This window comes from Brucella sp. BE17, assembly GCF_039545455.1.
Lineage (GTDB): Bacteria > Pseudomonadota > Alphaproteobacteria > Rhizobiales > Rhizobiaceae > Brucella.
The window spans coordinates 897,880-921,252 of record NZ_CP154467.1 but is presented as its reverse complement, the minus strand read 5'-3'; the positions used below and the strand labels follow the sequence as shown (position 1 = coordinate 921,252).

The following is a 23,373-nucleotide window of genomic DNA, read 5'->3' as shown; positions in this document are numbered from 1 at the left end:
AATGGAGTGGTGGGTTTTCCTTATATATTTCTTCGCAGGTCTCACCGCTTTAATGATGCTGGGCGTTCCTGTCGCCTTCGCGTTCATGATGGTCAATATGCTGGGCGTGTTCTACTTGTGGGGAGGCTTAAGCGGTTTTGGCCAGCTGGTGTTGAGTATCGACAGTTCGATCTCGACATTTATGCTGGTGCCGGTTCCGATGTTTATCCTGATGGGATCGGTGATGTTCCATTCAGGCATTGCACCGCGCATGATTGAGGTACTCGACCAGTGGCTCGGATTTATTGCCGGGCGTCTGGCGGTCCTGACCATTGGTGCGGGAACTGTGCTGGCTACCTTGACCGGTGTTGCCATGGGGTCGGTTGCCATGCTTGGCTCGACCCTGACCCCGGAAATGGAAAGACGCGGCTATGCGCGTTCCCTTGCCATCGGCCCGGTGCTTGGCAGCGGTGCTCTCGCCATTCTTATTCCACCCAGCACATTGGCGATTGTGCTTGCGAGTGTCGGTGGTTTTTCGATTGCCAAAACACTGGTTGCGATCATCGTACCGGGCATCCTGCTGGCAATTGCCTATGTGCTTTATATCGTCATTCGCGCGACGTTGCGCCCGCAGGATGCGCCTGCCTACGAAATAGAACCGGTGTCTTTTCGGGTAAAAGTGAAGAACACAGTGCTCTATCTCATCCCGCCGGTTTCGATCGTGGCGGTGACGATTTCGCTTATCTTTACAGGTATCGCAACGCCAACTGAATCGGCTGCAATCGGTACGTTCCTGACCTTCATCCTTTCTTCCCTGTATGGAAAGCTGGACTGGCAGACGATCCGTCTGTCGGTGTCTTCGGCTTTGCAGCTTTCTGTGATGATCCTGATCATTCTGACGGGATCGGCAGCATTCAGCCAGTTGCTTAGCTTCTCCGGCGCGACAACGGCGATTACTGAATGGGCAACAACCCTGCCGGTTGCACCTCTCGTGCTGATGCTGATCATGATGCTGATTGTGATGCTGATCGGCATGTTTATCGAGCAAACATCCATTGTTCTCGTGACCATGCCAATCTTTTTGCCGATCATTCACGCCATGGGCTGGGAACCGATCTGGTTTGCCGTTGTGATGATGGTCAATCTGGAGTTGGCAACGATCACACCTCCCGCCGGGCTATCTCTGTTCGTCATGAAAGGCGTGGCACCGGAAGGCACCACGATGGGCGAAATCTACATGGCGGCGGTTCCTTTCATTCTCATCAATATCAGTCTGATGGCCTTGCTGATTTTCGTGCCTGACATTGCGCTCTGGCTACCGAGCCAGATGAACTGACCAACCTTATGCCAACTGTAATTCGACGTCAGCAAAAGGCGTAAACACTATGAATTCGGAGAATAAAATGACTTCCGCGACCCGTCAGAAAATTTTGGAAACTATTGAAAACAGCCAGGAAGCTTCGATCGAATTTCTGCAACAGATGATCGCCATTCCTTCCGTAACCGGTGATGAAGCAGCCATTCAGGCCTTTGTGGCCGATTATACGAACAAGATCGGCCTTGACGTGGACATGTGGGAGACCGACTGGGAAAAACTGAAAAAGCATCCCGGTTATCGTCCTGTCGCGATGGGGTATGAAGGTCGTCCGAATATCGTTGCGACTTTAAAAGGGACGGGCGGTGGGCGCTCGTTGCTCCTTAACGGGCATACGGATGTTATTCCTGTTGGCAATGGTGAGGGCTGGTCCGACAATCCGTGGTCGGCAAAGATTGAAGATGGCCGGATTTATGGTCGCGGTTCCGCCGATATGAAAAGCGGCGTTGCAAGCCATATTCTGGCCGTCGAATATCTCAAAAAAGCCGGTGTGAAACTGAAAGGCGACGTCTATATCAATGTGGTGATCGACGAAGAGGTCTCCGGTCATGGTACGCTCGATACGGTCATGCGCGGTTATAAAGCGGATGCCGGTATTTCCGGGGAAACCAGCGATCTCGCCGTTCAGCCCGCCTGTATTGGACGCATCTGGTTCGAAATTGCGGTACAAGGCAAGCCAGCCGGCATTCAAAAGCGTTATGAAGGTATTTCAGGGATCGATCTGGGCAACAAGGTTGTACAGGCGGTGAAGGAACTGGAAGACCAGCGTGTGGCAACTGTAAGCCATCCTCTTTATCCAAATGCTCTGGATTCACTACCATGTATCATTGGCAGTTTTCAGGCAGGCAATTATCCAAGTGCGTTTCCAGACACAGCTCTGTTAAAGGGCAGTATAGGGACAGTGCCAGGTGAAGATCACGAAGGTGTCAAGCAGAGCCTTGTCGATAAAATCAACGAGATGGCAGCCCAGGATCCGTGGATGAAGGATCACCCGCCGGTCGTGCGCTTTGTGGGCTATGACGCGCAGGCATCAGAAATTGCGGTTGATCATCCTATCGTTGATCTGGTCAGCAAGAACTATACCGAGCTTACTGGCAAGAAGCCGGTTATCAGCGGACGACAAGGCGCTGCCGATACGCGTTTTCTCAACCTTTATGCTGATACACCAACGGTTATATTCGGACCAGGCTCAACGGCTGTCATGCATGCCAATGATGAATATGTATCGATTGAGGATTACATAACGTCGATCAAAGTCATGGCACTTTGCATCTATGACTGGTGCGGCGCAGAAAACTGAGGGGAATATTATGGCTGAGATTAAACAGGTTTTCAAAGTCAACCATAACCGCAAGGTCGTGTGGGAAAAGTTCCAGGATCTCGCAGCAGTCGTTGCCTGCATTCCCGGCGCACAATTAACCGAGCCACCGGTTGATGGTGTTGCCAAAGGGCGCATCACGGTGAAGCTTGGGCCAGTCAAGGCAGATTTTGGCGGTGAAGCCAAAGTCGTGCCGGATGAAACAAATTATACAGGTGTCATTACCGGCGTGGGTATTGATAAAAACCATGCCTCGCGCGCTAAAGGCGAAGTGACATATGCGCTTACCGAAGAAAGTGAAAGCACGACCGTCGTTTCGGTCGATGTGAATTATTCTCTCTCCGGATCCTTGGCACAGGTGGCAAGAGGGGGCATCGTTGAAGCGGTTGCGGGCCAGATTTGCAAGGAATTCGCCAATAACCTGGAAGCTGAGCTTTCTGCTGGTGCGCAGCCTGTATCTCCCCTTTCTCCAAACAGCGAAGAAGGGGCGTTTCCTCAATCTGCGACTGCCGCACCGCGCGCGGCAGCACCGGCTAAAGAGCTGAACATGCTTGCCGTTCTGTGGGCAGTGTTTAAAAGCAAGCTCAGCTCGCTTTTCAGGACACGCGATTGAGCGTAATCGAGGCAGGGCGCTTACGCTAAAGGAGAAGACATCAGTGGGTATCAAAACATCGCAGCCGGATCTTTTGGTCCAGCCCCTCCTGATGGCCTCGCAATGGCTGAAAGAAAAGCGGCCTGCATCTGTTGCGACGGTGATCGAGACATGGGGATCTGCGCCATGTCCTGTCGGTAGTCATCTGCTGGTTGACAGCGCGGCAAACTTCTATGGATCTGTTTCCGGTGGCTGTGTGGAAACTGATGTGATTACGCAGGCTATGGAGGTGATCGCAAGCGGTTTCGCACGTGTCTTGGAATTCGGGGTTGCGGATGAAACAGCATGGAGGCACGGGCTTTCATGCGGCGGACGCATTAGAATACTGATCACGCCCTTGACCGAGCATTACGGCCAGATTGACCAGGCTCTCGGACAACGCTGCGGCTCCTGCCTTGTCACTCATGCCGAAACTGGTGCGCAACACTTGTTTTTTGAAGGAGATGATTGGCCGCAGAGCTTCTCGGCCCCCCTCAAAAGTGCCCTGCAAGCAGGAAAATCTGGTCTGTTGCCGCAAGAGGCGGAAAATGTCTTCGTCAATTTTTATGCTCCGCGTCCGCGCTTGATTTTGATTGGCGCGGTCCACATCAGCCAGAACTTGTTGCTTGCAGCGCAACTGACCAATTTTGATGTCACGATCCTTGATCCCAGAACTGCATTCGCCACCAAAGAACGATTTGGTGAGGCGGACTTGCACACGATGTGGCCGCAGGATTATTTTGCAGATAACCCCATCGATAACCACACGGCTGTTGCGGCTTTAACGCATGATCCAAAGATCGATGATCCTGCACTGATGGAAGCAATAAGAAAAAAAGCCTTTTATATAGGTGCCTTGGGAAGCCGAAAAACGCATGCCAAGCGGATTGACCGGTTTTATAAGGCCGGGTTCTCACAAGCCGATTGTGCCCTGATTCACGCGCCCATTGGTCTTGATATCAAGGCGCAGGGTCCAGCAGAGATTTCTATTGCTGTGTTGGCGCAAATCATCGCTGCCTATCGCAACCGTTCTTCAGAATAATCCCATGCAGTTTGGTCGCTTCCTTTTAAAAGATGCTCTGGGAACCATTCTCGCACATACAATCGCCACGAAAAGTCGGGTGATCAAGAAAGGAAGGATCTTAAGTCGAGATGACCTTGAGGATATCAAGGCGGCAGGATACCACGAGGTTCTGGCGGCAAAACTGGAGGACTTTGATATTAACGAAGACGTTGCTGCCAGACGTATTGCGGATTGCATATCCTTCGAGCACATTCGTGCAGGCCCAGCGACAACGGGTCGGGTTAATTTTTATGCGGAAAAATCCGGGCTGTTTTGTGTCTCGCCCGGGCTGATTAATGCGATCAACCGTGTCGATAGTTCAATCACTATATCAACACTTGCACCTTTCACGCGTACAACCCCTGGCATGCTGGTGGCGACGATTAAAATTATTCCATTTGCCGTTGATGAAAAGCATATGGAGATGGTGCAAACATTAGCTAATAATCAACAGGCTTTTGCAGTCGAGCCATTCGTGCCAAAAAAAGTGGGTCTGATCCAGACCTTGTTGCCTAATATCAAAACCACTGTTCTTAATAAAACGGTCAACGTAACAGCCAATAGGGTTGCGCAGAATACAGGCTCTCTAATCAGTGAAATCCAGATCGAGCATGACGCGAATATAATTGCGCAGGCAATTGATTATACTTTAAAAAAAGCGGATATGGCGATCATTTTTGGTGCTTCTGTGGTTTGTGATCCCGACGATATCGTGCCACAGGCCATACGGCTTTCCGGCGGCACGATTGAACGTATCGGCATGCCGGTCGATCCTGGCAACCTACTTATTCTGGCCAGCCGGAATAATAAACCTGTTCTGGGCGCGCCTGGTTGCTCACGGAGCCCGAAAGAAAACGGGTTCGACTGGATTCTAGACCGAATCATGGCTGATATAAAAGTCGACGATCACATGATCTCAGATATGGGCGTGGGCGGCATCCTGTCCGAAATCCCCAACCGACCATCGCCGCGCGAAGCTATTAAAACTGAAGATCGTGGGTGATCGGACAACTTCTGTTCTGAATCTGCAAATATGCACAGGAGATACGCGAAATCGGGCATAGGAGCGAATAGAATCGCTCGTGTGACGTCAATAGTCATGCGGGGGTACGTATAATCAGCGTCACCCTTTAAATCAAAGAATTTATTGCTGTTTTCTTGGTCGGAGCGAGAGGATTCGAACCTCCGACCCCCTGATCCCAAATCAGGTGCGCTACCAGGCTGCGCTACGCTCCGCCATCCACTTGGATGACGAGTTCCCTAGAGAATTAGTTCTCCTAAAGCAAGACATATTTTATAATTGCTGTGAAGAAATGCACGTCTGGAACAGGAACCTCATATTGCAGTGCCATCTTCATGGTTGCCCTGACCAACCGATCCAATCGTTATCTACGTCGTTTGATAATTTTTCGATATCGCTTCTATTTTCCTTTTATGGCGACAAGGAATGAAATCGCTTCCCAGTCCAGCATTCACGCTTGTCGTGCCTAAAGTAGCATAAGGCAATGAATTGACAGGACTGGTAAAGTAAGCTTACCAATTATTGTCGTGTAAAAATCCCGCGAAGGATGCCTGCGGAGAGACGGGTATTCTTTACTGCACACCGGCAAAAGATCGGTGAGAGATCGGGAACGAGAGAGGACCTAAATATCCAGGAGGGAGGAACCATGACCTGGAATCAAGTCTATGATCCGCTAGGCAGCATGTTCTGGTCTACATTGCTGGCTGCTCTACCGATTGTCGTTCTTCTTGGCGGCATTGGTATTTTGCATATTAAAGCGCATACTGCCGCAATTCTTGGCCTTTTGACGGCTCTGTTCATCGCTGTTCTGGGGTTCGGCATGCCCGCTGATATGGCTGGCGCAACAGCCGTTTACGGCGCTGCCTATGGTCTTTTGCCGATTGGCTGGATCATTCTCAATGTCATCTTCCTTTACCGACTGACCGAACAGACGGGGCAGTTCAACATTCTGCGCGATTCCATTGCCGGTATTACGCCGGATAGGCGTCTGCAGCTTCTGTTCATTGCCTTTTCACTCGGTGCTTTTTTTGAAGGTGCTGCCGGTTTCGGTACGCCCGTTGCCGTTACCGCTGCCATGCTTATGGGGCTTGGTTTTGCACCACTGCCAGCGGCGGGCCTTTCGCTGATTGCCAATACCGCGCCGGTTGCCTTCGGTGCCTTGGGTGCACCGGTTATCGCGTTGTCTGCAGTAACGGGCATCGATCTTCTGCAACTATCAGGCATGATCGGCAGGCAATTGCCATTCTTTTCGTTGATCGTTCCGTTCTGGCTGATCTGGGCTTTCGCCGGGCGTAAGGGAATGCTGGAAGTCTGGCCCGCCGTTCTTGTTGCTGGCGTATCGTTTGCAATCCCGCAATATCTGGTTTCCAACTTCCATGGCCCCTGGCTGGTCGACGTTATCGGGGCTGTCTGCTCAATGGCCGCGCTGGCTGGCTTTCTACGTATCTGGCAACCAAAACGTATCTGGACTTCGACAAGCCTTGGAGATGAAGAAGCGCCGGTGCCCTATGTTGCGCCACCAAGTCATCCGACGGCGAGGGTGTTTCGCGCATGGCTGCCATGGCTCATTCTGTCGGTGTTTGTCTTCCTGTGGGGAACGCCACAATTCCGTGCCTGGCTCGATTCGCTATGGGCACCTAAAATTCCCGTGCCTTATCTGCATAACCTTGTGTTCAAAGTCCCTCCTGTGGTTGCTGAAACACATCCAGAAGCCGCTATCTATACGCTCAATCTGCTTTCGGCCACGGGCACCGGCATCCTGCTTTCAGCAATTGTTGGCGGACTTATCCTTGGTTTCAATCCGCTGAAACTGTTGAAGGAGTATGGAAAAACCGCTTATGTGGTGCGCTTCTCGCTCATCACGATCTCGGCCATGCTGGCTCTGGGTTACGTCACCCGCTACTCGGGAACGGATGCAACGCTTGGTCTCGCATTTGCGCAGACGGGCTGGGTTTATCCGTTCTTCGGAGCGATGCTCGGCTGGCTGGGCGTCGCCCTAACCGGGTCTGATACCGCATCCAATGTGTTGTTCGGCGGACTTCAGAAAATAACGGCCGAACAGGTCGGGTTATCGCCGGTTTTGATGGCGGCGTCCAATTCCTCAGGCGGCGTTATGGGCAAGATGATCGATGCGCAGTCTATCGTTGTGGCATCGACGGCAACGCAGTGGTACGGCCATGAATCGAAGATTTTGCGTTATGTGTTCTTCCATTCTGTCGTGCTGGCTTCCCTCGTCGGTCTGCTCGTCATGGCTCAGGCCTATCTGCCGCCCTTCACCTATATGGTTCCGACTGAAACCTTGCCTGCAGTCACGCATTGATTGATCGGTCAAAAAACAGCCCGCGCGCATTATCTGCGCGCGGGTTTTGATGAATTACCACCTCATTGGAACCGGAACCGTTTTCAGTCGTTTATGAACAGATTGAAGATGAACTGGAGTTTTAGCGTGAACAGGAACGGTCTTTATCTGATTATTGGTGCACTTCTCGTCGTGGCAGCGGGTTTGGCTGTCTATGTCTATCAGGAAGAAACAAAGCCGACAGGTGTGGAGCTAAAGATTGGTGAAGGTGGTGTTTCCATTGAAGAGAACTAGGGCGGGCGGGCTGTAAACATATTAACCGATTAAGATTTCAATTGATTACGCTTTGTGATGCAACAGTTGCTAACGAGCCGTGTTATTTGGTCATCAAATCAACGGAGGATTCGACATGGCTATCGAGACTGTTTCCGATGAACTCTATCGCCGTCACGAGCGCGAATGGGCTGCGATGCGCGATGCGGTCGAATCGAATGATATAAATCATAGTCAGACCGATCAAAGTTCAGTCGAAACGTCTTTTGAGAACAAGACGGCTGAATAGACCTTAATGTGAGTATTTATTGAAACGCCGCGTAAGCGGCGTTTTCTGTTTGTGCTATTATGATAAGGACAAGAGCCCTTAGTCGTCTTAGCAGTCTTCAACCTTTTAAAGTTTTCCCCGTTACGCCCGTCAGAGATAATATTTTGATCCTGGGCAATTTTGCCTGAAGGGCAGATCTCTGAGCCTCGTACGTATGGCGAGGCCGGCCAATCAACGCAGGGAAACATCATGAATATGCATCTTGGCGATACCCGCCTCTTGATTGAGGCGGGTCGAGAGCACGGGCTATTGCGCAATCAAATGGCTTATGTGCTGGCGACTGCCTATCACGAGACGGCTCATACCATGAAGCCGATCATTGAGAGGGGTGGAGAAAAATATCTGCGCTCGAAGAACTATTATCCATTCTTCGGTCGGGGCTATGTGCAGATCACCTGGCGTGAGAACTATGTGAAGGCAGGCAAGGCGCTTGGCGCCGATTTCGTCAAAAAGCCGGAACTGTTGCTTAAAGCCGAATATGCCGCTCCCATCCTGATTGTCGGGATGATTGAGGGCTGGTTCACAGGCAAGAAGCTTTCCGATTACATCACCTTGCAAAAGTCGGATTTCAAAGGTGCTCGCCGGATTGTCAACGGAACCGACCGTGCCGATCTGATTGCAGGCTATGCCAAGGATTATGACAGGGCGCTTCTCTCCGAGGGTTACGGCGTCGAACAGGTTGTGACGGCTCCAGCCGCAGAAGTCATTCCGGCACCGGTCGAGGAAAAGCCAATCTCAAAATCTTCCCGTTTCTGGACGTGGATGAGCAGTGGTAGTGCAGGGGCTGCAATTCCCTTTGTCGACTGGCGGGTGCAGATGGTGCTTGTCGTGTTCCTGCTGGCGCTTACCTTCTATGCGATCTTCACTATGCCGCAGGCGAGGGCCAAGCTTGAAAAGCTGGTTGATGCGCTATGATGGGTTTTCTCGGGCTTATTCCCAACTGGCTGAAACTCTCGCTTGCTGCCGTTCTGGCGGCATTTTTGTTTCTGGGGGCTGGATACACCTACGGCGCGATCAAAGAGCGCCAGCGGGCCGCGTTGGCTGCGGCAGCGGCCACAGCAAAAGCATTAGAGAAAAGGGCGGATATCGATGAAACGATTATTGGCATGGATGCTTATAGGCTCTGTCTTGAGCTTGGCGGGCTGCGCGACGAGTGCGCCCAACTGCGCAGGCTGGAAGCGGATCGGCGTTAAACCAGACACAGCCGTCTATCTGGCTGGAAATGATTTAAGCGCGGGGCAGGGCATTGCTGCGCATAATGCATATGGAAAGAAAGCGGGTTGCTGGAAGTGAGCAAGAATAACGTCCATCATGCCTGCGTGACATCGATGGAAGGTTGCAAAGATATTCCCGTAGACGCATCATTCCATTCTAATTTGAAGGAAGGGCCGCTTAGGACTCGCTTGGATCGCCAATCTGATGCAACCTTCAACGGCGTTGATGGATGATGACCGCAATGGCAAAAGCGGCCAGTCCAATCGCTATAAAGCCTTGAAGAATGAAAACCCAGCTCATCATGATGCATTCCTTTGTAATGGTCGCGTATTGTCGGTGTCAGATTGCAGCAAAGCCTTTTTCAAGATCGGCAATCAGGTCTGCAACATCTTCAACGCCGATCTGCAGGCGAATGAGCGCGCCGGGATAGTCTCTCTTCGCAACGGTGCGATCACCCAGGTGCACTTGCAGTGCGAGGCTTTCGTAGCCGCCCCATGAGTAGCCAAGCCCGAAAAGTTCGAGTGCGTTGAGGAAAGCATGCGCCTGCGCGCGATCACTGTTGGCCAGAACAAAGGAAAACACGCCCGAAGAGCCTTTGAAATCGCGTTTCCAGATAGCATGGCCGGGGTGGCTCTCGAGGGCAGGGTGCAGAACCTCAGCCACCGCTGGGTGGCCTTGCAGCCAATGGGCGATCTCAAGTGCTGCCTTGCGATGATGCTCGAGCCTGATTCCCATTGTACGCATGCCGCGCAGGATTTGGTAGGCATCGTCGGGTGCTGCACACAGGCCCAGCGTGCCATGGGTTTCGATAAGCTGCGGCCAGCATTTTTCATTGGCTGAGACAGTCCCGAACAGCACGTCGGAATGTCCGCATGGATATTTGGTTGCTGCGTGGATGCTGATATCGACGCCGAAATCGAGCGCTTTGAAATAGACTGCCGTTGCCCATGTATTATCCATCATCACGATGGCACCTGCTTCATGCGCTGCATGAGCTATAGCCGGAATATCCTGCACCTCGAATGTGTTTGAACCAGGCGATTCGGTGAAGACGACCTTCGTGTTCGGCCTGAGAAGCGCCGCAATGCCTGCACCGATTTCAGGCGCGTAATATTCAACCTCAACGCCCATGCGCTTGAGGATCGTATCACTGAAATGACGGGTCGGATGATAGACAGAATCCACCATCAGCAAATGATCGCCGGGCGAAAGAAATCCCAGGAGCGGAATGGTCACGGCAGCAAGGCCCGAGGGAACACAAACAGTTCCCGCTGAACCCTCAAGTGCGTCGACAGCCTTGCAAAGAGCCCGGCTGGTTGGTGTACCACGTGTGCCATAGGTATATTCGTGATCTTCGCTAGCCATGGTCTGCGCATCGGGAAAAAGTACGGTCGAAGCACGAACGACAGGCGGATTGACGAAGCCGTGATAATCGTGCGGATCATAACCATCATGGGCAAGTCGGGTATTGATGCCCGCTGACGATACCCCGTTTTGCACCTTGTCCTGCTGCTTAGCCACGAAATTGCCTCCAGAGCGTGTTGCATGCTGTCGCGATGATTCTGTTTCACGAAAACCGCCGTTGCCCTTGTTCTAGAGCATAATGGCTATGGAGTGAAACGCGGATCGATAGAATCGCATGCAATAAAAAGGATAGTTTTCAATGATGGCATCGGACATGAAAGATGTGTTTCTCGCGCCGGTCCGTGCTGCTCATGAATTACTTCGATGCCTTTTACGTAAACCCTATGAAGGTGCGCCATCCTCATGGACGCTGGAAATGACCGCTGTGCTGGTTGTTCTGCCTTTCATTATCCCGGTTCTGCATCTCTGGGATGCGGAAATTGTCCGCGCCGCCTCGCAGAGCAATCTCTTTGTTATGGAAATTTTGCGGGCGATAACCGATGTCATTCGCACGCAGGTCTGGCTGGCCGTGGCGCTTGTCATATGGGTCGCAACAGTTTTCATGCTCGTACTCGCCTCTCAGGAGCGATTACGGGATATGCTGACGCGGCTTCATGGCTGGGCGACACTGGTTCTGGTCTCGATCGTCATCGGCAGTATTCCGTTGGAACTTGGCAAATTGGCCGTTGGCCGTGCGCGCCCTTTTTTGTTCGATGAAGTGGGGTCTGCCGCTTTCTCACCCTTCCGCGGAGAATATCTTTATGAGAGTTTCCCCTCCGGTCATTCGATGATGGCAGGCATCATGATGGCGTCGCTGTGGATATTCCTGCCGCGCTGGCGTGGCCTGAGCGTTCCGGTCTGCCTGCTGTTTTGCGTGAGCAGACTTGCGGCGGGCGCGCATTATCCCACCGACATTGTGGCGGGCTGTGTCGTCGGTTTTATTGCGACATTGTGGGTGGCGCGCTTTATGGCGACGCGCAATATTATTTTTTCACTCAATCAGGATCGTGCTTTCCCATCGCCCTGATTCTCGCGATAAGTGACCAAATTTTACAGCCTGTGATGAGAAATCATTATTTAAGACATTGTTTTAATTAGGGTTACGCTATCGCTTATACGACTTTGGACTCATGCAGTCCGGGGCTGCGCCATTTTCCACATAAATCGCAAACCATGTAAAAAACCGGCTCCCTGAATGCGATTTTTATTGGCACGGGCCGTTTTGTTCCCCATAACACCTTGACCAATGCCAAAATATCGCCTTCGATAAGGCGGTTAGGCGACAGGCTCGTCACTGCGCTGAAATTTAATTGAAGACCGGGAAAACGGTCTCGGGCGAGGGGCGGTCAGCTACGGTATGAATTGGAGGGACGAGGGAAGTTCCAGGAGGAATGATTCCGAAAATTCATATCATTACGATAAGCAACAAGAGATGCGCAGGAAGAATGATCCGGCTCTCAGGGAACATGAAGGTTGCAGGCCAGATGAAAAAATTTGTTATGACGGGTGTCTTGGGTGCGGCTGCACTTTTCGGTGCAGCTTCGGGAGCATCCGCAGATACGCTTTCCGATGTGAAGGCAAAAGGTTTTCTACAATGCGGTGCCAATACCGGCGTGATCGGATTTGCTGCTCCCAACGACAAAGGCGAGTGGTCTGGTATCGACGTTGATTATTGCCGCGCCGTGGCTGCTGCCATTTTTGGCGATCCGACCAAGGTGAAGTTTACACCGCTCAATGCTAAGGAGCGCTTCACGGCTCTGCAGTCGGGTGAAGTGGACGTTCTGATCCGCAATACCACCTGGACGATCAGCCGCGATACGTCGCTGGGCTTTGATTTTACGGGCGTCAATTTTTATGACGGCCAGGGCTTCATGATCAATTCCAAGAAGCTGTCGGGCATCAATTCAGCCTTGCAGCTTTCGGGTGCATCTATTTGCGTTCAGGCCGGTACGACGACCGAACTCAACATGGCCGACTATTTCCGCGCCAACAAGATGGAATATAATCCGGTCGTCTTCGAAAAGCTGGAAGAAGCAAATGCTGCTTATGATTCCGGCCGTTGCGATGCTTACACGACCGATCAGTCGCAGCTTTATGCCGTGCGTCTGACGCTTGCCAATCCAGACGATCATGTCATCCTGCCGGAAGTGATTTCCAAGGAACCGCTTGGACCGGCTGTTCGTCAAGGCGATTCCAAATGGGCTGATATTATCCGCTGGACGCATTTTGCGCTTCTCAATGCTGAAGAATTCGGCATCACGCAGGCCAATGTCGAAGAAATGAAGAATTCCGACAACCCGGAAATCAAGCGTCTTCTCGGCACAGAAGCCGATACCAAGATCGGTACAGATCTCGGCGTGACCAATGACTGGGTCGTTAATATCATCAAAGGCGTTGGAAACTACGGCGAGATTTTCGACCGTAACGTCGGTGCGGGAAGCGCGCTCAAGATTGCACGCGGCTTGAACGCCCAGTGGACAAAGGGCGGTCTGCAATACGGTATGCCGATCCGCTAGTGTTTTGTTCCGGCATTCGCATCTTTGCCCTCGCGGTGAGGGGCGAATGTCGGAATTCATTTCACTGGCGTAGGTGGTCTCGTTGATCGAAAGAGGGGCGGGTGGCCCGAACAGTCCAAGAGGCAGCACAACGAACATGCCTGCCAGACTGTTTGACTGCCCGTCGCTTCGTCGATGCGTTTGTGTTTTCCAGTCGCCGTTCGAGCTAGTCACATTGCGGTCGTGCTGTGATAACGCCCTTTAAGGACCGGCATTCGGTAAGACGCTGACGGCAAGGCTCACCTGATTTGTCATTTATTCCTGCTTTGCACCAGATATTGGGGCAGGGCGGAGGGGACCGGTGTTCATATCGTTTTTGAGCTTTGCCGTGTTGACGCTATAGCTCAGAAAACGATGTAAAGCCGTAAACAACAGGAAATATATGGCTTCCTCAACTGCACCCGAACGCCGCCCGGATAACGGCGGAACCTCGCTCCTGTACGATCCGCGTGTTCGCGGCATCTTTTATCAGGTTGTCGTTTTTGGCGTGGTCCTTGCTTTTATTTACTGGATTGTCGGCAATACGATGTCCAATCTGCAGCGGGCCAATATCGCGTCTGGCTTCGGCTTTTTGAATGGCCGTGCCGGTTTCGACGTCGGCCAGTCTCTCATTCCCTATTCGAGCGACTCCACGTATGGTCGCGCGATTCTGGTCGGCCTGCTCAACACGCTTTACGTGGCAGCCCTGGGCGTCGTGACTGCTTCGATAATCGGGTTTTTAATTGGTATCGGGCGCCTGTCGCGCAATTGGCTGATACGCAAGATCTGTACGGTCTATGTCGAAGTCTTCCGCAACATCCCGCCATTGCTGGTTATTTTCTTCTGGTATTTCGGCGTTATCTCGGTGCTGCCGCCGGTGCGCGAAAGCCTGTCGCTGCCGCTTGCAACCTATATCAACAATCGCGGTTTTTTCATGCCAGCGCCTGTCTGGGGTGAAGGTGCATGGCTTGTGCCGGTAGCCTTCCTGATCGGAATTGCGGCCTCCTTTATCGTTGCCCGCTGGGCGCGGCGTCGGCAGATGCGAACCGGGCAGCCTTTTCATACCGTGCTCGTTTCTCTGGCGCTGATGATCGGCCTGCCGCTCTTGGCCTTTATCGCAACCGGTTTTCCGGTAACGTTCGATCTTCCGCAGCTTGGTACATTCAATCTTTCAGGCGGCGCGCAGGTCAAGCCGGAATTTTTGGCGCTGTTTCTCGCCTTGTCATTTTATACAGCATCTTTTATTGCCGAAACGGTTCGCGGCGGTATTCTGGGTGTGAGCAGGGGGCAGACGGAAGCTGCCTATGCGGTCGGTCTTCGCCCTGGGCCCACGATGCGCCTTATCATCGTGCCGCAGGCGTTGCGCCTTATCATTCCGCCGCTGTCGAGCCAGTATCTCAACCTGATCAAGAACTCGTCGCTGGCCATCGCCATCGGCTATCCTGATCTTGTTGCCGTAGGCGGCACCATTCTTAACCAGACAGGCCAGTCGGTTGAAGTCGTGGTTGTCTGGATGGTGGTCTACCTCGGCATCAGTCTGGTGATCTCCGGTCTGATGAACTGGTTCAATGCCAAAATGGCGCTGGTGGAGAGATAATCATGCAAGAAAACAATCTCCATTATGTCCGCACGCAGATGGTTGCGAGTGAGGCACCGCCCAGTTCCGTTCAGGGAATTGCGCATTGGCTTCGTGTGAACCTGTTTGCAACGCCAAAGGATACCGTGCTTACGATCTTTGGCCTTCTGTTGCTCGGGTGGTTTCTGCCCTCCGTCATCCAGTGGCTGTTCATCAATGCGGTCTGGACTGGCAGCAATCGCGAGGCGTGTCTCACGGTTGCGCAGGGTGGCGCACAGCCGGAAGGCTGGTCGGGTGCCTGTTGGGCCTTTGTTCAGGCAAAATACCAGCAGTTTATTTATGGCCGCTATCCGTTCGCCGAACGCTGGCGCGTTAATGTAACCGCGCTGATCTTTGTGATGCTGTTGGTGCCATTGCTTATCCCAAGAGTGCCGCACAAGGTTCTTAACGCAGTTTTGTTCTTTATCGTCTTCCCAGTGGTCGCGTATTTTCTTCTGCTCGGTGGGTATTTTGGACTGCCGCGTGTGGAAACCGCGCTTTGGGGCGGATTGCTGGTGACACTGGTGCTGTCCTTTGTCGGTATCGCCGTGTCGCTGCCGCTTGGCGTGGTACTGGCGCTCGGGCGACGCTCACATCTGCCGGTTATAAAGACGATGTCGATCATCTTTATCGAGACGGTGCGCGGCGTACCGCTGGTTACGGTGCTTTTCATGGCCAGCGTCATGCTGCCGCTGTTTTTGCCACCGGGCGTTACCTTTGATAAATTGATGCGTGCGCTGATCGGTGTCGCTCTGTTCGCATCGGCTTATATGGCCGAGGTGGTGCGCGGCGGACTTCAGGCCATCCCACGCGGTCAATATGAGGGTGCAGAAGCGCTGGGACTGAGTTACTGGCAGAAAACCGGATTGATCGTTCTGCCGCAGGCGCTGAAATTGTCGATCCCCGGTATCGTGAATACCTTCATCGGCCTGTTCAAGGATACGAGCCTCGTTTACATCATCGGTATGTTCGATCTCTTAGGCATCGTTCGCCAGAACTTCTCCGATGCCAACTGGGCCTCACCGCAGACGCCTGCAACGGGGCTTGTTTTCGCAGGCTTTGTTTTCTGGATTTTCTGTTTCGCCATGTCGCGTTACTCTATATTCATGGAACGACGGCTCGACACGGGTCATAAACGATAAGAATAAAGGGAATAATGCAAATGAGTGCACAAAGCGCCCTGCCGCAATCCGAACTCGGTGTCGAGATCGACCGCTCCAGGCTGGAAGTGTCGAAGACCGATGTGGCGATCGAAATCACCGGCATGCACAAATGGTATGGTGATTTCCACGTTCTTAGAGACATAAACTTGAAGGTCATGCGTGGTGAGCGCATCGTCGTGGCCGGTCCGTCGGGTTCCGGAAAGTCAACGATGATCCGCTGTATCAACCGACTGGAAGAGCACCAGAAGGGCAGTATCGTCGTTGACGGTATTGAGCTGACCAATGATCTGAAAAAGATCGATGAAGTGCGCCGCGAAGTCGGTATGGTGTTCCAGCACTTCAACCTTTTCCCGCATCTGACCATTCTGGAAAACTGCACGCTTGCGCCGATCTGGGTAAGAAAGATGCCCAAGAAGAAGGCGGAAGAAATCGCCATGCATTATCTGGATCGGGTCAAGATCCCCGAACAGGCCAATAAATATCCGGGCCAGCTCTCAGGCGGTCAGCAGCAGCGTGTGGCGATTGCACGCGCTCTGTGCATGAGCCCGAAAGTCATGCTGTTCGATGAACCGACTTCGGCGCTTGACCCTGAAATGGTCAAGGAAGTGCTCGACACGATGGTCAGTCTTGCCAATGAAGGCATGACCATGATCTGCGTGACGCATGAGATGGGCTTTGCGCGTCAGGTCGCAAACCGCGTGATCTTCATGGATCAGGGCCAGATCGTTGAACAGAATTCGCCCGCCGAATTTTTCGACAACCCGCAGCATGAGCGCACAAAACTTTTCCTCAGTCAGATATTGCACTGAGGTTTAAAAAGAAAACACCCGCCAAACCGGCGGGTGTTTTCGCATTGAGGGTTAAAATTTAAATCTTGCTGAATTCGATGTAGAAATCACGTACGCCCGAGGCCAGAAACTGAACGGCAACACAGGTCAGCAAGAATCCCATAATTTTTGTGATTGCCTGCATGCCATGTTCGCCCAGCAGTTTTTCGATCATGGTCGCGCTGGAAAGCGCCAGATAAGCGACAATAATGGTCAGAAGAATGCCCGATATAACCACTATATGGCCCAGAATGGTTTGATCTGCAGGTATCTGTGAACTGAAACTCATGACAATGGCGATTGAACCGGGACCGGCCATACTGGGCATAGCCAGCGGCGAAAAAGAATAGTCGATGCTTGCCTTTTTGATGTCTGCCGGTTCAGCATCGACATCGGAAGACGTATCATCCCCTGAGAAAATCATGCGTAAAGCCAGAATCATGATGATGATTCCGCCAGCAACCCTTATGCCGGGCAAAGAAATGCTGAAAAGTGCGATAATCCCCTGCCCAAGCAAGAGAAAGGCAGTCAGGATTGAAAATGCATAAATGCATGCTTTTTTTGCCTGCGTTCGACGGCTCTCCGCACTCATACGCTTTGTCAGCGCCATAAAAAGCGGGATGGTCGTTAAAGGATTCATGATCGGCAGGAGTCCGATGAGAACAATTGAAGTATATTTTATATATTCTGTTACGAAACTCATCAGATTAACACTCCTGTATCAAAAATAATTTTATGCGTTACAGATCAGGTCTGTATGGGAAATATATCTGGCAGTTTGAAATTATATGACTTTTCGTTCAACGGCGGCAATGGCATCATAGCCATAAAGCCAGTCCATGTCTTTCAGGAAGGCTTCGGGCGGTCGGGCGGCAAACAGCAGATTACGGCCAAGGGCGAGAGGCCCCCCCGCATGATAGGCGAAGCGGTTGAGTTTGCCGCGTCTGGCAACCGCGGCAAGCCGTGTCTTGCGCACGGCGTCATAATGGCGAAGCGCATTGTGCGTGTCAGATTGCTCCAGTGCCTGCGCCAGCGCCGCAGCATCTTCGATGGCCATGGCGGCTCCCTGTGCTGCGAAGGGTGTTACAGCGTGCGCTGCGTCACCCAGCAGGATCAGGCGGTTGTTGCAGACGAATTGCGCATCCTTCATTTCAAACAGCGGCCAATAGGTCCAGTCGGGAGACACTGCAATGACATCGCGAACCGCATCACACCAGCCGCTATAGAAGGATTTGAGCCGTTGATGATCGCCTGTGCGTGACCATGTTGCGCCAGGATTGTTACCATGGGTTATGGCGACAAAATTGAAGAATTCGCCACCTTTGACAGGATAGGCAATGAAATGCACCCCGGCACCCAGCCATGCTGAAACGGCTTTGTGTTCTGGCAAGACTTTTGTGAACGAAGCGGGCAGGGCATTTTTCGCAAGTGTGGTGCGCCAGGCAATATGGCCGCTGAATTGCGCCGTGCTAAGACCTGCAGCGGCGCGCTGCGCGGACCAGACGCCATCGCAACCGAGAAGCCATGAGGCTTGAAGCGTTTCAGTTTTTTCGCCGCTCCGGATTTCGGCTTTGATCCCGTTACCAGTGCTTTGATAGCGGACGATTTCCGCGTTGAGATTAATGTCAATGGCAGGATTTTCGAGACAGGCGCAAAGCAATGCCGATTGCAGATCGGCACGGTGGCAGACGAGATAGGGCGAATGCCAGCGCTTGAGCGCAATTTCACCTATCGGCATGGCAAGCAGCGGGCGGGCCTTGCGCCCATCGACCAGATAAAGCACATCCGGGCTGACGGCCCGTCCCGCCAGAGGCTCAGCAACACCAAGGCGGGTCAGATGACGCATGGCATTGGGGGCGAGTTGCAATCCGGCCCCGACTTCGGAAAGCTTTTCGGCTTTTTCGCAAACTGTGATCTGCCAGCCACGTGCAGCCAGTTCAAGTGCGGCGCTCAGACCCGCAACGCCTGCGCCTGTGATGAGGATATGTCCTCTCGATTGACTGCTCATGGTGCTTCGTGGCTTATGTGCGCAACGATGCGTCAGGCAGCTTTTTCGGCGGTCGTATTATAGGTGCAGCCAGCAGGTTCCGTCTCGTCGGCGTGCAATGTCGCATTGTAGCGATAGAGCGTCGAACAATAGGGACAGACGACTTCACTTTCGTCGCCCATATCGAGAAAGACATGTGGATGGTCGAATGGCGGGTTGGCGCCAACGCACATGAATTCCTTCACACCGATTTCAATCGCATGATGACCGGCGTCATTCTGGAAGTGCGGGATGATATGATCGGACATGATATGCTCCGCTATTGATATATTGCCAAGAGATTGGGGTGGGTGACATGCACCACCCTCTTTCCGCTCGCATGTATCGCGAATGACGTGTTATCGGAAGCGTTTTCAACAATTCTGGGGACATTTCAAGCGATTTGCTATCAAACTGTCATATAACGGCCATAGGTTCACAATCGAGCCGGGATGTTCTGGCTGGAGCCGGGGTTGAAAAAATGAACGAAAACAGTGTTATGGCAAACGAAACGAGCGATATGGCGGCAGAATTGGCCCCGGAGGGGCAAAAATTGCAGCCTGATACTGTTTCCACAGCACACCAAACTTTGAACGATGACGCGGCTTCTGCGCTTATGAAAAGTCCGGACCGTTTCGTTAATCGTGAATTTTCCTGGTTGCAGTTCAATCGCCGTGTTCTGGAAGAAGCCGCCAATATGCGCCAGCCTTTGCTGGAACGCTTGCGCTTCCTGTCGATCTCGGCAGCCAATCTCGATGAATTCTTCATGGTGCGTATTGCGGGACTTGCCGCACAGGTGCGTGCGGGCGTGGCCACACGCAGCGCCGACGGACGCACGCCGCAGGAACAGCTGGATTTTGTTCTGGAAGAAGTCGGACATCTACAGGAACAGCAGCAGGCACGGTTGCGCGCTCTGCGTGAAGAGCTGGCGCAGGAAAACGTTGAGGTCGTTCGTCCCTCGGCCTTGTCACACAAGGAAAAAGACTGGCTCGAAAATCATTTCCTCGAAACCATATTTCCAGTGCTGACGCCGCTTTCCATCGATCCTGCGCATCCGTTTCCGTTCATTCCCAATCTGGGCTTTTCTATTGCGCTTCAACTTTCACGCCGGGCCGACAATCATCCGATGACAGCTTTGCTGCGCATTCCGGTGGCGCTCAAGCGCTTCATTCAGTTGCCGAGCGAGGGGCAGAACGTCTATCGCCTCGTCACCATCGAGGATCTGGTCAGCCTGTTCATCGGGCGGCTGTTCCCGGGCTATGAAATGCGCGGCGTCGGCACTTTCCGTATCATCCGTGACAGCGATATTGAAGTCGAAGAAGAGGCGGAAGACCTCGTCCGCGTATTCGAGACGGCTTTGAAACGTCGCCGCCGCGGGCAGGTTATCCGCATCGAGTTCGATGGCGAGATACCCGAAGCGCTGCGCGTCTTTGTTGCGACAGAACTGGGTGTTGCCGAAAATCGCGTCAGCGTGCTTGAAGGCCTGCTCGCGCTCAACATGATTTCCGAAATCGTCTCGATCCCGCGCGATGATCTCAAGTTCGTGTCCTATAATCCGCGTTTCCCTGAGCGTATCCGTGAACATGCAGGCGACTGCTTTGCCGCGATCCGTGAAAAGGACATCGTGGTCCACCACCCTTACGAATCGTTTGATGTTGTCGTGCAGTTCCTTCGGCAGGCCGCGGCCGATCCGGATGTGCTGGCGATCAAGCAGACGTTGTACCGCACCTCCAACGACAGTCCCATCGTGCGTGCGCTGGTGGATGCTGCGGAAGCGGGCAAGTCGGTGACGGCGCTCGTGGAATTGAAGGCGCGTTTTGATGAAGAGGCCAATATTCGCTGGGCACGCGATCTCGAGCGCGCCGGTGTGCAGGTGGTGTTCGGCTTCATTGAATTAAAAACGCACTCCAAGATGTCACTGGTCGTGCGTCGTGAGGAGCAAAAGCTGCGCTCCTATGTGCATCTTGGCACCGGCAATTATCATCCGATCACTGCGCGTATTTATACCGACCTTTCATTCTTTACCTCCGATCCTGACATCGCGCGCGATGTGTCGCATATTTTCAATTTCATTACCGGCTATGCGCAACCTGCGGAAAAGATGCGGATTGCCATTTCTCCGCTGACGCTGCGCTCGCGAATCCTCAAGCACATCGATGATGAAATCGCGCATGCGAAGGCCGGACGCACGGCTGCGATCTGGATGAAGATGAATTCGCTCGTCGATCCACAGATTATTGATGCACTTTACAAGGCAAGTCAGGCGGGTGTGCAGGTCGACCTCGTGGTGCGCGGTATCTGCTGTCTGCGTCCGGGCGTTGCGGGGCTTTCAGACAATATCCGTGCCAAGTCGATTGTCGGACGTTTTCTGGAGCATTCGCGCATATTCTGCTTTGGAAACGGGCAGGATTTACCTTCAGATAAGGCTATCGTCTATATCAGTTCTGCCGACATGATGCCACGCAATCTCGACCGTCGTGTGGAGACGCTGGTGCCCATCACCAACGCCACTGTGCATCAGCAAATTCTGTCACAGATTATGTTTGCCAACATAATTGATAACCAGCAGAGCTATCAGCTACTTGCGGACGGCACCTCTCGCCGGATAGAAAAGGAAGAAGCAGAGGAAGCGTTCAACGCGCAGGAATATTTCATGACAAACCCGAGCCTATCAGGTCGCGGCAAGTCGCTCAAATCTTCGGCACCACGCCTGATCGCGCATCGCAAGCGCGCGCAGGCGGAAAGAAAAAGCACTGCATGAGCCCAGTAATAGCACAAGGCCGCCTCAAGGGCCTCAAGCCCGTCGCGGTTATCGACATCGGTTCCAACTCGGTTCGTGTTGTCATCTATGAAGGCATCGTTCGTTCGCCGACGGTGCTTTTCAACGAAAAAATCCTTTGCGGCCTTGGTAAAGGGCTAGTCACCACGGGACGCCTGAACGACAAATCCGTGGAGGCGGCCCTCCGCGCACTCAAGCGTTTCCGCGCCCTGGCCGAGCAGGCGGGCGCGGTTTCCATTCATGCGCTTGCGACGGCTGCAGCGCGTGAAGCCGAAAACGGCCCCGATTTCATTGCGCAGGCCGAAGCCATTCTGGGGCGGCACATCGAAGTGCTGTCGGGCAAGGAAGAGGCTTATTATTCAGCACTCGGCATTATCTCAGGTTTTTTCAAGCCATGCGGCGTGGCAGGCGATTTGGGTGGGGGCAGTCTCGAACTCGTCGCCGTCAACGATCACGAAATCGGCGAGGGGATTACGCTCCCGCTGGGTGGTCTCAGGCTTCAGGACATGTCTGGCGAAGAGCTGCCGCAGGCGGCAAAAATCACCCATGACGAGCTTACGAAAGCCGAATTGCTGGAAAAGCATCAGGGCAAGGTTTTTTATGCAGTCGGGGGTACGTGGCGTAACCTAGCCAAACTGCATATGACGGCAAGACATTATCCGCTGCATGTCATGCATGGCTATGAGATGGACCCCAAACAGGCGCAGAGTTTCCTCAAGCGCGTTGCTAAGGGCAATATCGATACGATGGCCGGCATCGAGGCGGTGTCAAAAAACCGCCGTCAATTGCTCGCCTATGGCGCGACGGTGCTGCTCGAAACAATCCGCCGCATGAAGCCTTCAAAGATTGTGTTTTCAGCACTCGGTGTACGTGAAGGCTATCTTTATTCTCTGCTGCCGAAAAACGAGCAATACCTCGATCCACTGCTTGCCTCAGCCGAAGAACTGTCGATCCTACGCTCGCGCTCGCCGAGGCATGCACGCGAACTGGTTGCGTGGACGGAATTGTCACTGCCGATCCTGGGCTTTGATGAAACCGAGGATGAGGTGCGCTATCGGCAGGCGGCGTGTCTTCTGGCCGATATAAGCTGGCGTGCGCATCCCGATTATCGCGGTTCACAGGCGCTTAATATCATTGCGCATGGCTCGTTCGGCGGCATTGATCACCCGGGGCGTTCCTTCATGGCGCTTGCCAATTATTACCGTCATGACGGCCTTGTCGATGATGAGATCGCGCCGGAAATCTTGCAGCTTGCAACGCCACGTCTGGCACAAAGGGCCAAGTTGCTCGGTGCACTTTTGCGCGTGGTCTATCTTCTGTCCGCTTCCATGCCTGGGGTCATCCCACGACTTTTCTGGCGCGAAGAAGAAGCAGGGATAGCCCTTGTGGTTCCTGGTGATCTGGCCGACCTGATCTCGGATCGGCCGGAAGGCCGGCTGGAACAATTGGCGAAATTAACCGGTAAAAAGCTTTTCTTTGCTGTGGGTGACGGGGCAATAGACGGCAGGGATACGCGCGGATAA

At 53.0% G+C, this 23,373-nt stretch carries 21 protein-coding genes and 1 tRNA gene; 17 read left to right on the top strand and 5 right to left on the bottom strand.

Going from position 1 to position 23,373, the window contains the following annotated elements:
- Position 1 precedes the first annotated feature (1 nt).
- From AAIB41_RS04520 to AAIB41_RS04500, 5 genes are all read left to right on the top strand, one after another.
- Positions 2-1,315 carry a TRAP transporter large permease subunit gene (locus AAIB41_RS04520; RefSeq protein WP_343314423.1) on the top strand — a complete coding sequence of 438 codons (1,314 nt, stop codon included), beginning with the start codon at positions 2-4 and terminating at the stop codon, positions 1,313-1,315.
- A gap of 67 nt (positions 1,316-1,382) precedes the next feature.
- Complete coding sequence (locus AAIB41_RS04515) at positions 1,383-2,654, top strand: ArgE/DapE family deacylase (RefSeq protein ID WP_343314422.1); 1,272 nt, start codon at positions 1,383-1,385, stop codon at positions 2,652-2,654.
- Complete coding sequence (locus tag AAIB41_RS04510; protein ID WP_343314421.1) at positions 2,629-3,285, top strand: SRPBCC family protein; 657 nt, start codon at positions 2,629-2,631, stop codon at positions 3,283-3,285. The genes AAIB41_RS04515 and AAIB41_RS04510 overlap by 26 nt, the downstream gene beginning before the upstream one ends.
- Before the next feature lie 43 nt (positions 3,286-3,328).
- The gene (locus AAIB41_RS04505; RefSeq protein ID WP_343314420.1) at positions 3,329-4,345 is read left to right on the top strand and encodes an XdhC family protein; all 1,017 of its coding nucleotides are present in this window, start codon (positions 3,329-3,331) and stop codon (positions 4,343-4,345) included.
- 4 nt (positions 4,346-4,349) lie between these two features.
- Complete coding sequence (locus AAIB41_RS04500; protein WP_343314418.1) at positions 4,350-5,369, top strand: molybdopterin-binding protein; 1,020 nt, start codon at positions 4,350-4,352, stop codon at positions 5,367-5,369.
- A 156-nt stretch (positions 5,370-5,525) separates the two neighbouring features.
- On the opposite strand, the gene AAIB41_RS04495 is transcribed toward AAIB41_RS04500, so the two are convergent.
- Positions 5,526-5,602 (bottom strand) — tRNA-Pro (locus AAIB41_RS04495).
- 431 nt (positions 5,603-6,033) lie between these two features.
- Here AAIB41_RS04495 and AAIB41_RS04490 point away from each other — a divergent pair.
- The 5 genes from AAIB41_RS04490 (at position 6,034) to AAIB41_RS04470 (ending at position 9,480) form a co-directional block, all read left to right on the top strand.
- Complete coding sequence (locus AAIB41_RS04490; RefSeq protein ID WP_343314417.1) at positions 6,034-7,707, top strand: L-lactate permease; 1,674 nt, start codon at positions 6,034-6,036, stop codon at positions 7,705-7,707.
- Positions 7,708-7,833: 126 nt separating this feature from the next.
- Complete coding sequence (locus AAIB41_RS04485; protein ID WP_343314416.1) at positions 7,834-7,980, top strand: hypothetical protein; 147 nt, start codon at positions 7,834-7,836, stop codon at positions 7,978-7,980.
- 115 nt (positions 7,981-8,095) lie between these two features.
- Complete coding sequence (locus tag AAIB41_RS04480; RefSeq protein WP_343314415.1) at positions 8,096-8,248, top strand: hypothetical protein; 153 nt, start codon at positions 8,096-8,098, stop codon at positions 8,246-8,248.
- A 228-nt stretch (positions 8,249-8,476) separates the two neighbouring features.
- Positions 8,477-9,202, top strand: a complete 726-nt coding sequence (locus AAIB41_RS04475) for a glycoside hydrolase family 19 protein (RefSeq protein ID WP_343314413.1) — start codon at positions 8,477-8,479, stop codon at positions 9,200-9,202.
- Positions 9,199-9,480 carry a hypothetical protein gene (locus AAIB41_RS04470; protein WP_343314821.1) on the top strand — a complete coding sequence of 94 codons (282 nt, stop codon included), beginning with the start codon at positions 9,199-9,201 and terminating at the stop codon, positions 9,478-9,480. Before AAIB41_RS04475 ends, AAIB41_RS04470 begins: the two co-directional genes overlap by 4 nt.
- A gap of 361 nt (positions 9,481-9,841) precedes the next feature.
- Here the strand turns inward: AAIB41_RS04470 and AAIB41_RS04465 are convergent, their stop codons facing one another.
- A complete protein-coding gene (locus AAIB41_RS04465) occupies positions 9,842-11,002 on the bottom strand; it encodes a cystathionine beta-lyase (protein WP_343314814.1) in 1,161 nt (386 codons plus the stop codon).
- 163 nt (positions 11,003-11,165) lie between these two features.
- On the opposite strand from AAIB41_RS04465, the gene lpxE reads away from it, so the two are divergent.
- The 5 genes from lpxE to AAIB41_RS04440 all read left to right on the top strand — a co-directional run bounded on the left by lpxE (position 11,166) and on the right by AAIB41_RS04440 (position 17,027).
- The gene (gene lpxE / locus AAIB41_RS04460; protein ID WP_343314412.1) at positions 11,166-11,933 is read left to right on the top strand and encodes a lipid A 1-phosphatase LpxE; all 768 of its coding nucleotides are present in this window, start codon (positions 11,166-11,168) and stop codon (positions 11,931-11,933) included.
- 457 nt (positions 11,934-12,390) lie between these two features.
- On the top strand, positions 12,391-13,422 hold the full coding sequence (locus AAIB41_RS04455; RefSeq protein WP_343314411.1) for an amino acid ABC transporter substrate-binding protein: 1,032 nt from the start codon (positions 12,391-12,393) through the stop codon (positions 13,420-13,422).
- Positions 13,423-13,843: 421 nt separating this feature from the next.
- Positions 13,844-15,037 carry an amino acid ABC transporter permease gene (locus tag AAIB41_RS04450; protein WP_343314410.1) on the top strand — a complete coding sequence of 398 codons (1,194 nt, stop codon included), beginning with the start codon at positions 13,844-13,846 and terminating at the stop codon, positions 15,035-15,037.
- Between the two features lie 2 nt (positions 15,038-15,039).
- Complete coding sequence (locus tag AAIB41_RS04445; protein ID WP_343314409.1) at positions 15,040-16,197, top strand: amino acid ABC transporter permease; 1,158 nt, start codon at positions 15,040-15,042, stop codon at positions 16,195-16,197.
- 20 nt (positions 16,198-16,217) lie between these two features.
- Positions 16,218-17,027 (top strand): amino acid ABC transporter ATP-binding protein, encoded by an 810-nt coding sequence (locus tag AAIB41_RS04440; protein ID WP_343314408.1) that lies wholly within the window; start codon positions 16,218-16,220, stop codon positions 17,025-17,027.
- 58 nt (positions 17,028-17,085) lie between these two features.
- Here AAIB41_RS04440 and AAIB41_RS04435 read toward each other — a convergent pair whose 3' ends face one another.
- The 3 genes from AAIB41_RS04435 to AAIB41_RS04425 all read right to left on the bottom strand — a co-directional run bounded on the left by AAIB41_RS04435 (position 17,086) and on the right by AAIB41_RS04425 (position 19,340).
- Positions 17,086-17,748, bottom strand: a complete 663-nt coding sequence (locus tag AAIB41_RS04435) for a MarC family NAAT transporter (protein ID WP_343314407.1) — start codon at positions 17,746-17,748, stop codon at positions 17,086-17,088.
- A gap of 81 nt (positions 17,749-17,829) precedes the next feature.
- Positions 17,830-19,053 (bottom strand): FAD-binding protein, encoded by a 1,224-nt coding sequence (locus AAIB41_RS04430; protein WP_343314406.1) that lies wholly within the window; start codon positions 19,051-19,053, stop codon positions 17,830-17,832.
- Between the two features lie 32 nt (positions 19,054-19,085).
- Positions 19,086-19,340: a zinc-finger domain-containing protein gene (locus AAIB41_RS04425; protein ID WP_343314405.1), complete on the bottom strand. Its 255-nt coding sequence runs from the start codon at positions 19,338-19,340 to the stop codon at positions 19,086-19,088.
- A gap of 212 nt (positions 19,341-19,552) precedes the next feature.
- Between AAIB41_RS04425 and AAIB41_RS04420 the strand changes: the two genes are divergently transcribed.
- Both AAIB41_RS04420 and ppx read left to right on the top strand, forming a co-directional pair.
- The gene (locus AAIB41_RS04420) at positions 19,553-21,832 is read left to right on the top strand and encodes an RNA degradosome polyphosphate kinase (protein WP_343314404.1); all 2,280 of its coding nucleotides are present in this window, start codon (positions 19,553-19,555) and stop codon (positions 21,830-21,832) included.
- Positions 21,829-23,373 carry an exopolyphosphatase gene (gene ppx, locus AAIB41_RS04415; protein ID WP_343314403.1) on the top strand — a complete coding sequence of 515 codons (1,545 nt, stop codon included), beginning with the start codon at positions 21,829-21,831 and terminating at the stop codon, positions 23,371-23,373. Before AAIB41_RS04420 ends, ppx begins: the two co-directional genes overlap by 4 nt.

Bases quoted from the DNA above. Each gene is read 5' to 3' on its own strand.
- AAIB41_RS04520 (WP_343314423.1), top strand. From the start codon at position 2: ATGGAGTGGTGGGTTTTCCTTATATATTTCTTCGCAGGTCTCACCGCT.
- AAIB41_RS04515 (WP_343314422.1), top strand. From the start codon at position 1,383: ATGACTTCCGCGACCCGTCAGAAAATTTTGGAAACTATTGAAAACAGC.
- AAIB41_RS04510 (WP_343314421.1), top strand. From the start codon at position 2,629: ATGACTGGTGCGGCGCAGAAAACTGAGGGGAATATTATGGCTGAGATT.
- AAIB41_RS04500 (WP_343314418.1), top strand. From the start codon at position 4,350: ATGCAGTTTGGTCGCTTCCTTTTAAAAGATGCTCTGGGAACCATTCTC.
- AAIB41_RS04490 (WP_343314417.1), top strand. From the start codon at position 6,034: ATGACCTGGAATCAAGTCTATGATCCGCTAGGCAGCATGTTCTGGTCT.
- AAIB41_RS04480 (WP_343314415.1), top strand. From the start codon at position 8,096: ATGGCTATCGAGACTGTTTCCGATGAACTCTATCGCCGTCACGAGCGC.
- AAIB41_RS04475 (WP_343314413.1), top strand. From the start codon at position 8,477: ATGAATATGCATCTTGGCGATACCCGCCTCTTGATTGAGGCGGGTCGA.
- AAIB41_RS04470 (WP_343314821.1), top strand. From the start codon at position 9,199: ATGATGGGTTTTCTCGGGCTTATTCCCAACTGGCTGAAACTCTCGCTT.
- lpxE (WP_343314412.1), top strand. From the start codon at position 11,166: ATGATGGCATCGGACATGAAAGATGTGTTTCTCGCGCCGGTCCGTGCT.
- AAIB41_RS04455 (WP_343314411.1), top strand. From the start codon at position 12,391: ATGAAAAAATTTGTTATGACGGGTGTCTTGGGTGCGGCTGCACTTTTC.
- AAIB41_RS04450 (WP_343314410.1), top strand. From the start codon at position 13,844: ATGGCTTCCTCAACTGCACCCGAACGCCGCCCGGATAACGGCGGAACC.
- AAIB41_RS04445 (WP_343314409.1), top strand. From the start codon at position 15,040: ATGCAAGAAAACAATCTCCATTATGTCCGCACGCAGATGGTTGCGAGT.
- AAIB41_RS04440 (WP_343314408.1), top strand. From the start codon at position 16,218: ATGAGTGCACAAAGCGCCCTGCCGCAATCCGAACTCGGTGTCGAGATC.
- AAIB41_RS04435 (WP_343314407.1), bottom strand. From the start codon at position 17,748: ATGAGTTTCGTAACAGAATATATAAAATATACTTCAATTGTTCTCATC.
- AAIB41_RS04430 (WP_343314406.1), bottom strand. From the start codon at position 19,053: ATGAGCAGTCAATCGAGAGGACATATCCTCATCACAGGCGCAGGCGTT.
- AAIB41_RS04425 (WP_343314405.1), bottom strand. From the start codon at position 19,340: ATGTCCGATCATATCATCCCGCACTTCCAGAATGACGCCGGTCATCAT.
- AAIB41_RS04420 (WP_343314404.1), top strand. From the start codon at position 19,553: ATGAACGAAAACAGTGTTATGGCAAACGAAACGAGCGATATGGCGGCA.
- ppx (WP_343314403.1), top strand. From the start codon at position 21,829: ATGAGCCCAGTAATAGCACAAGGCCGCCTCAAGGGCCTCAAGCCCGTC.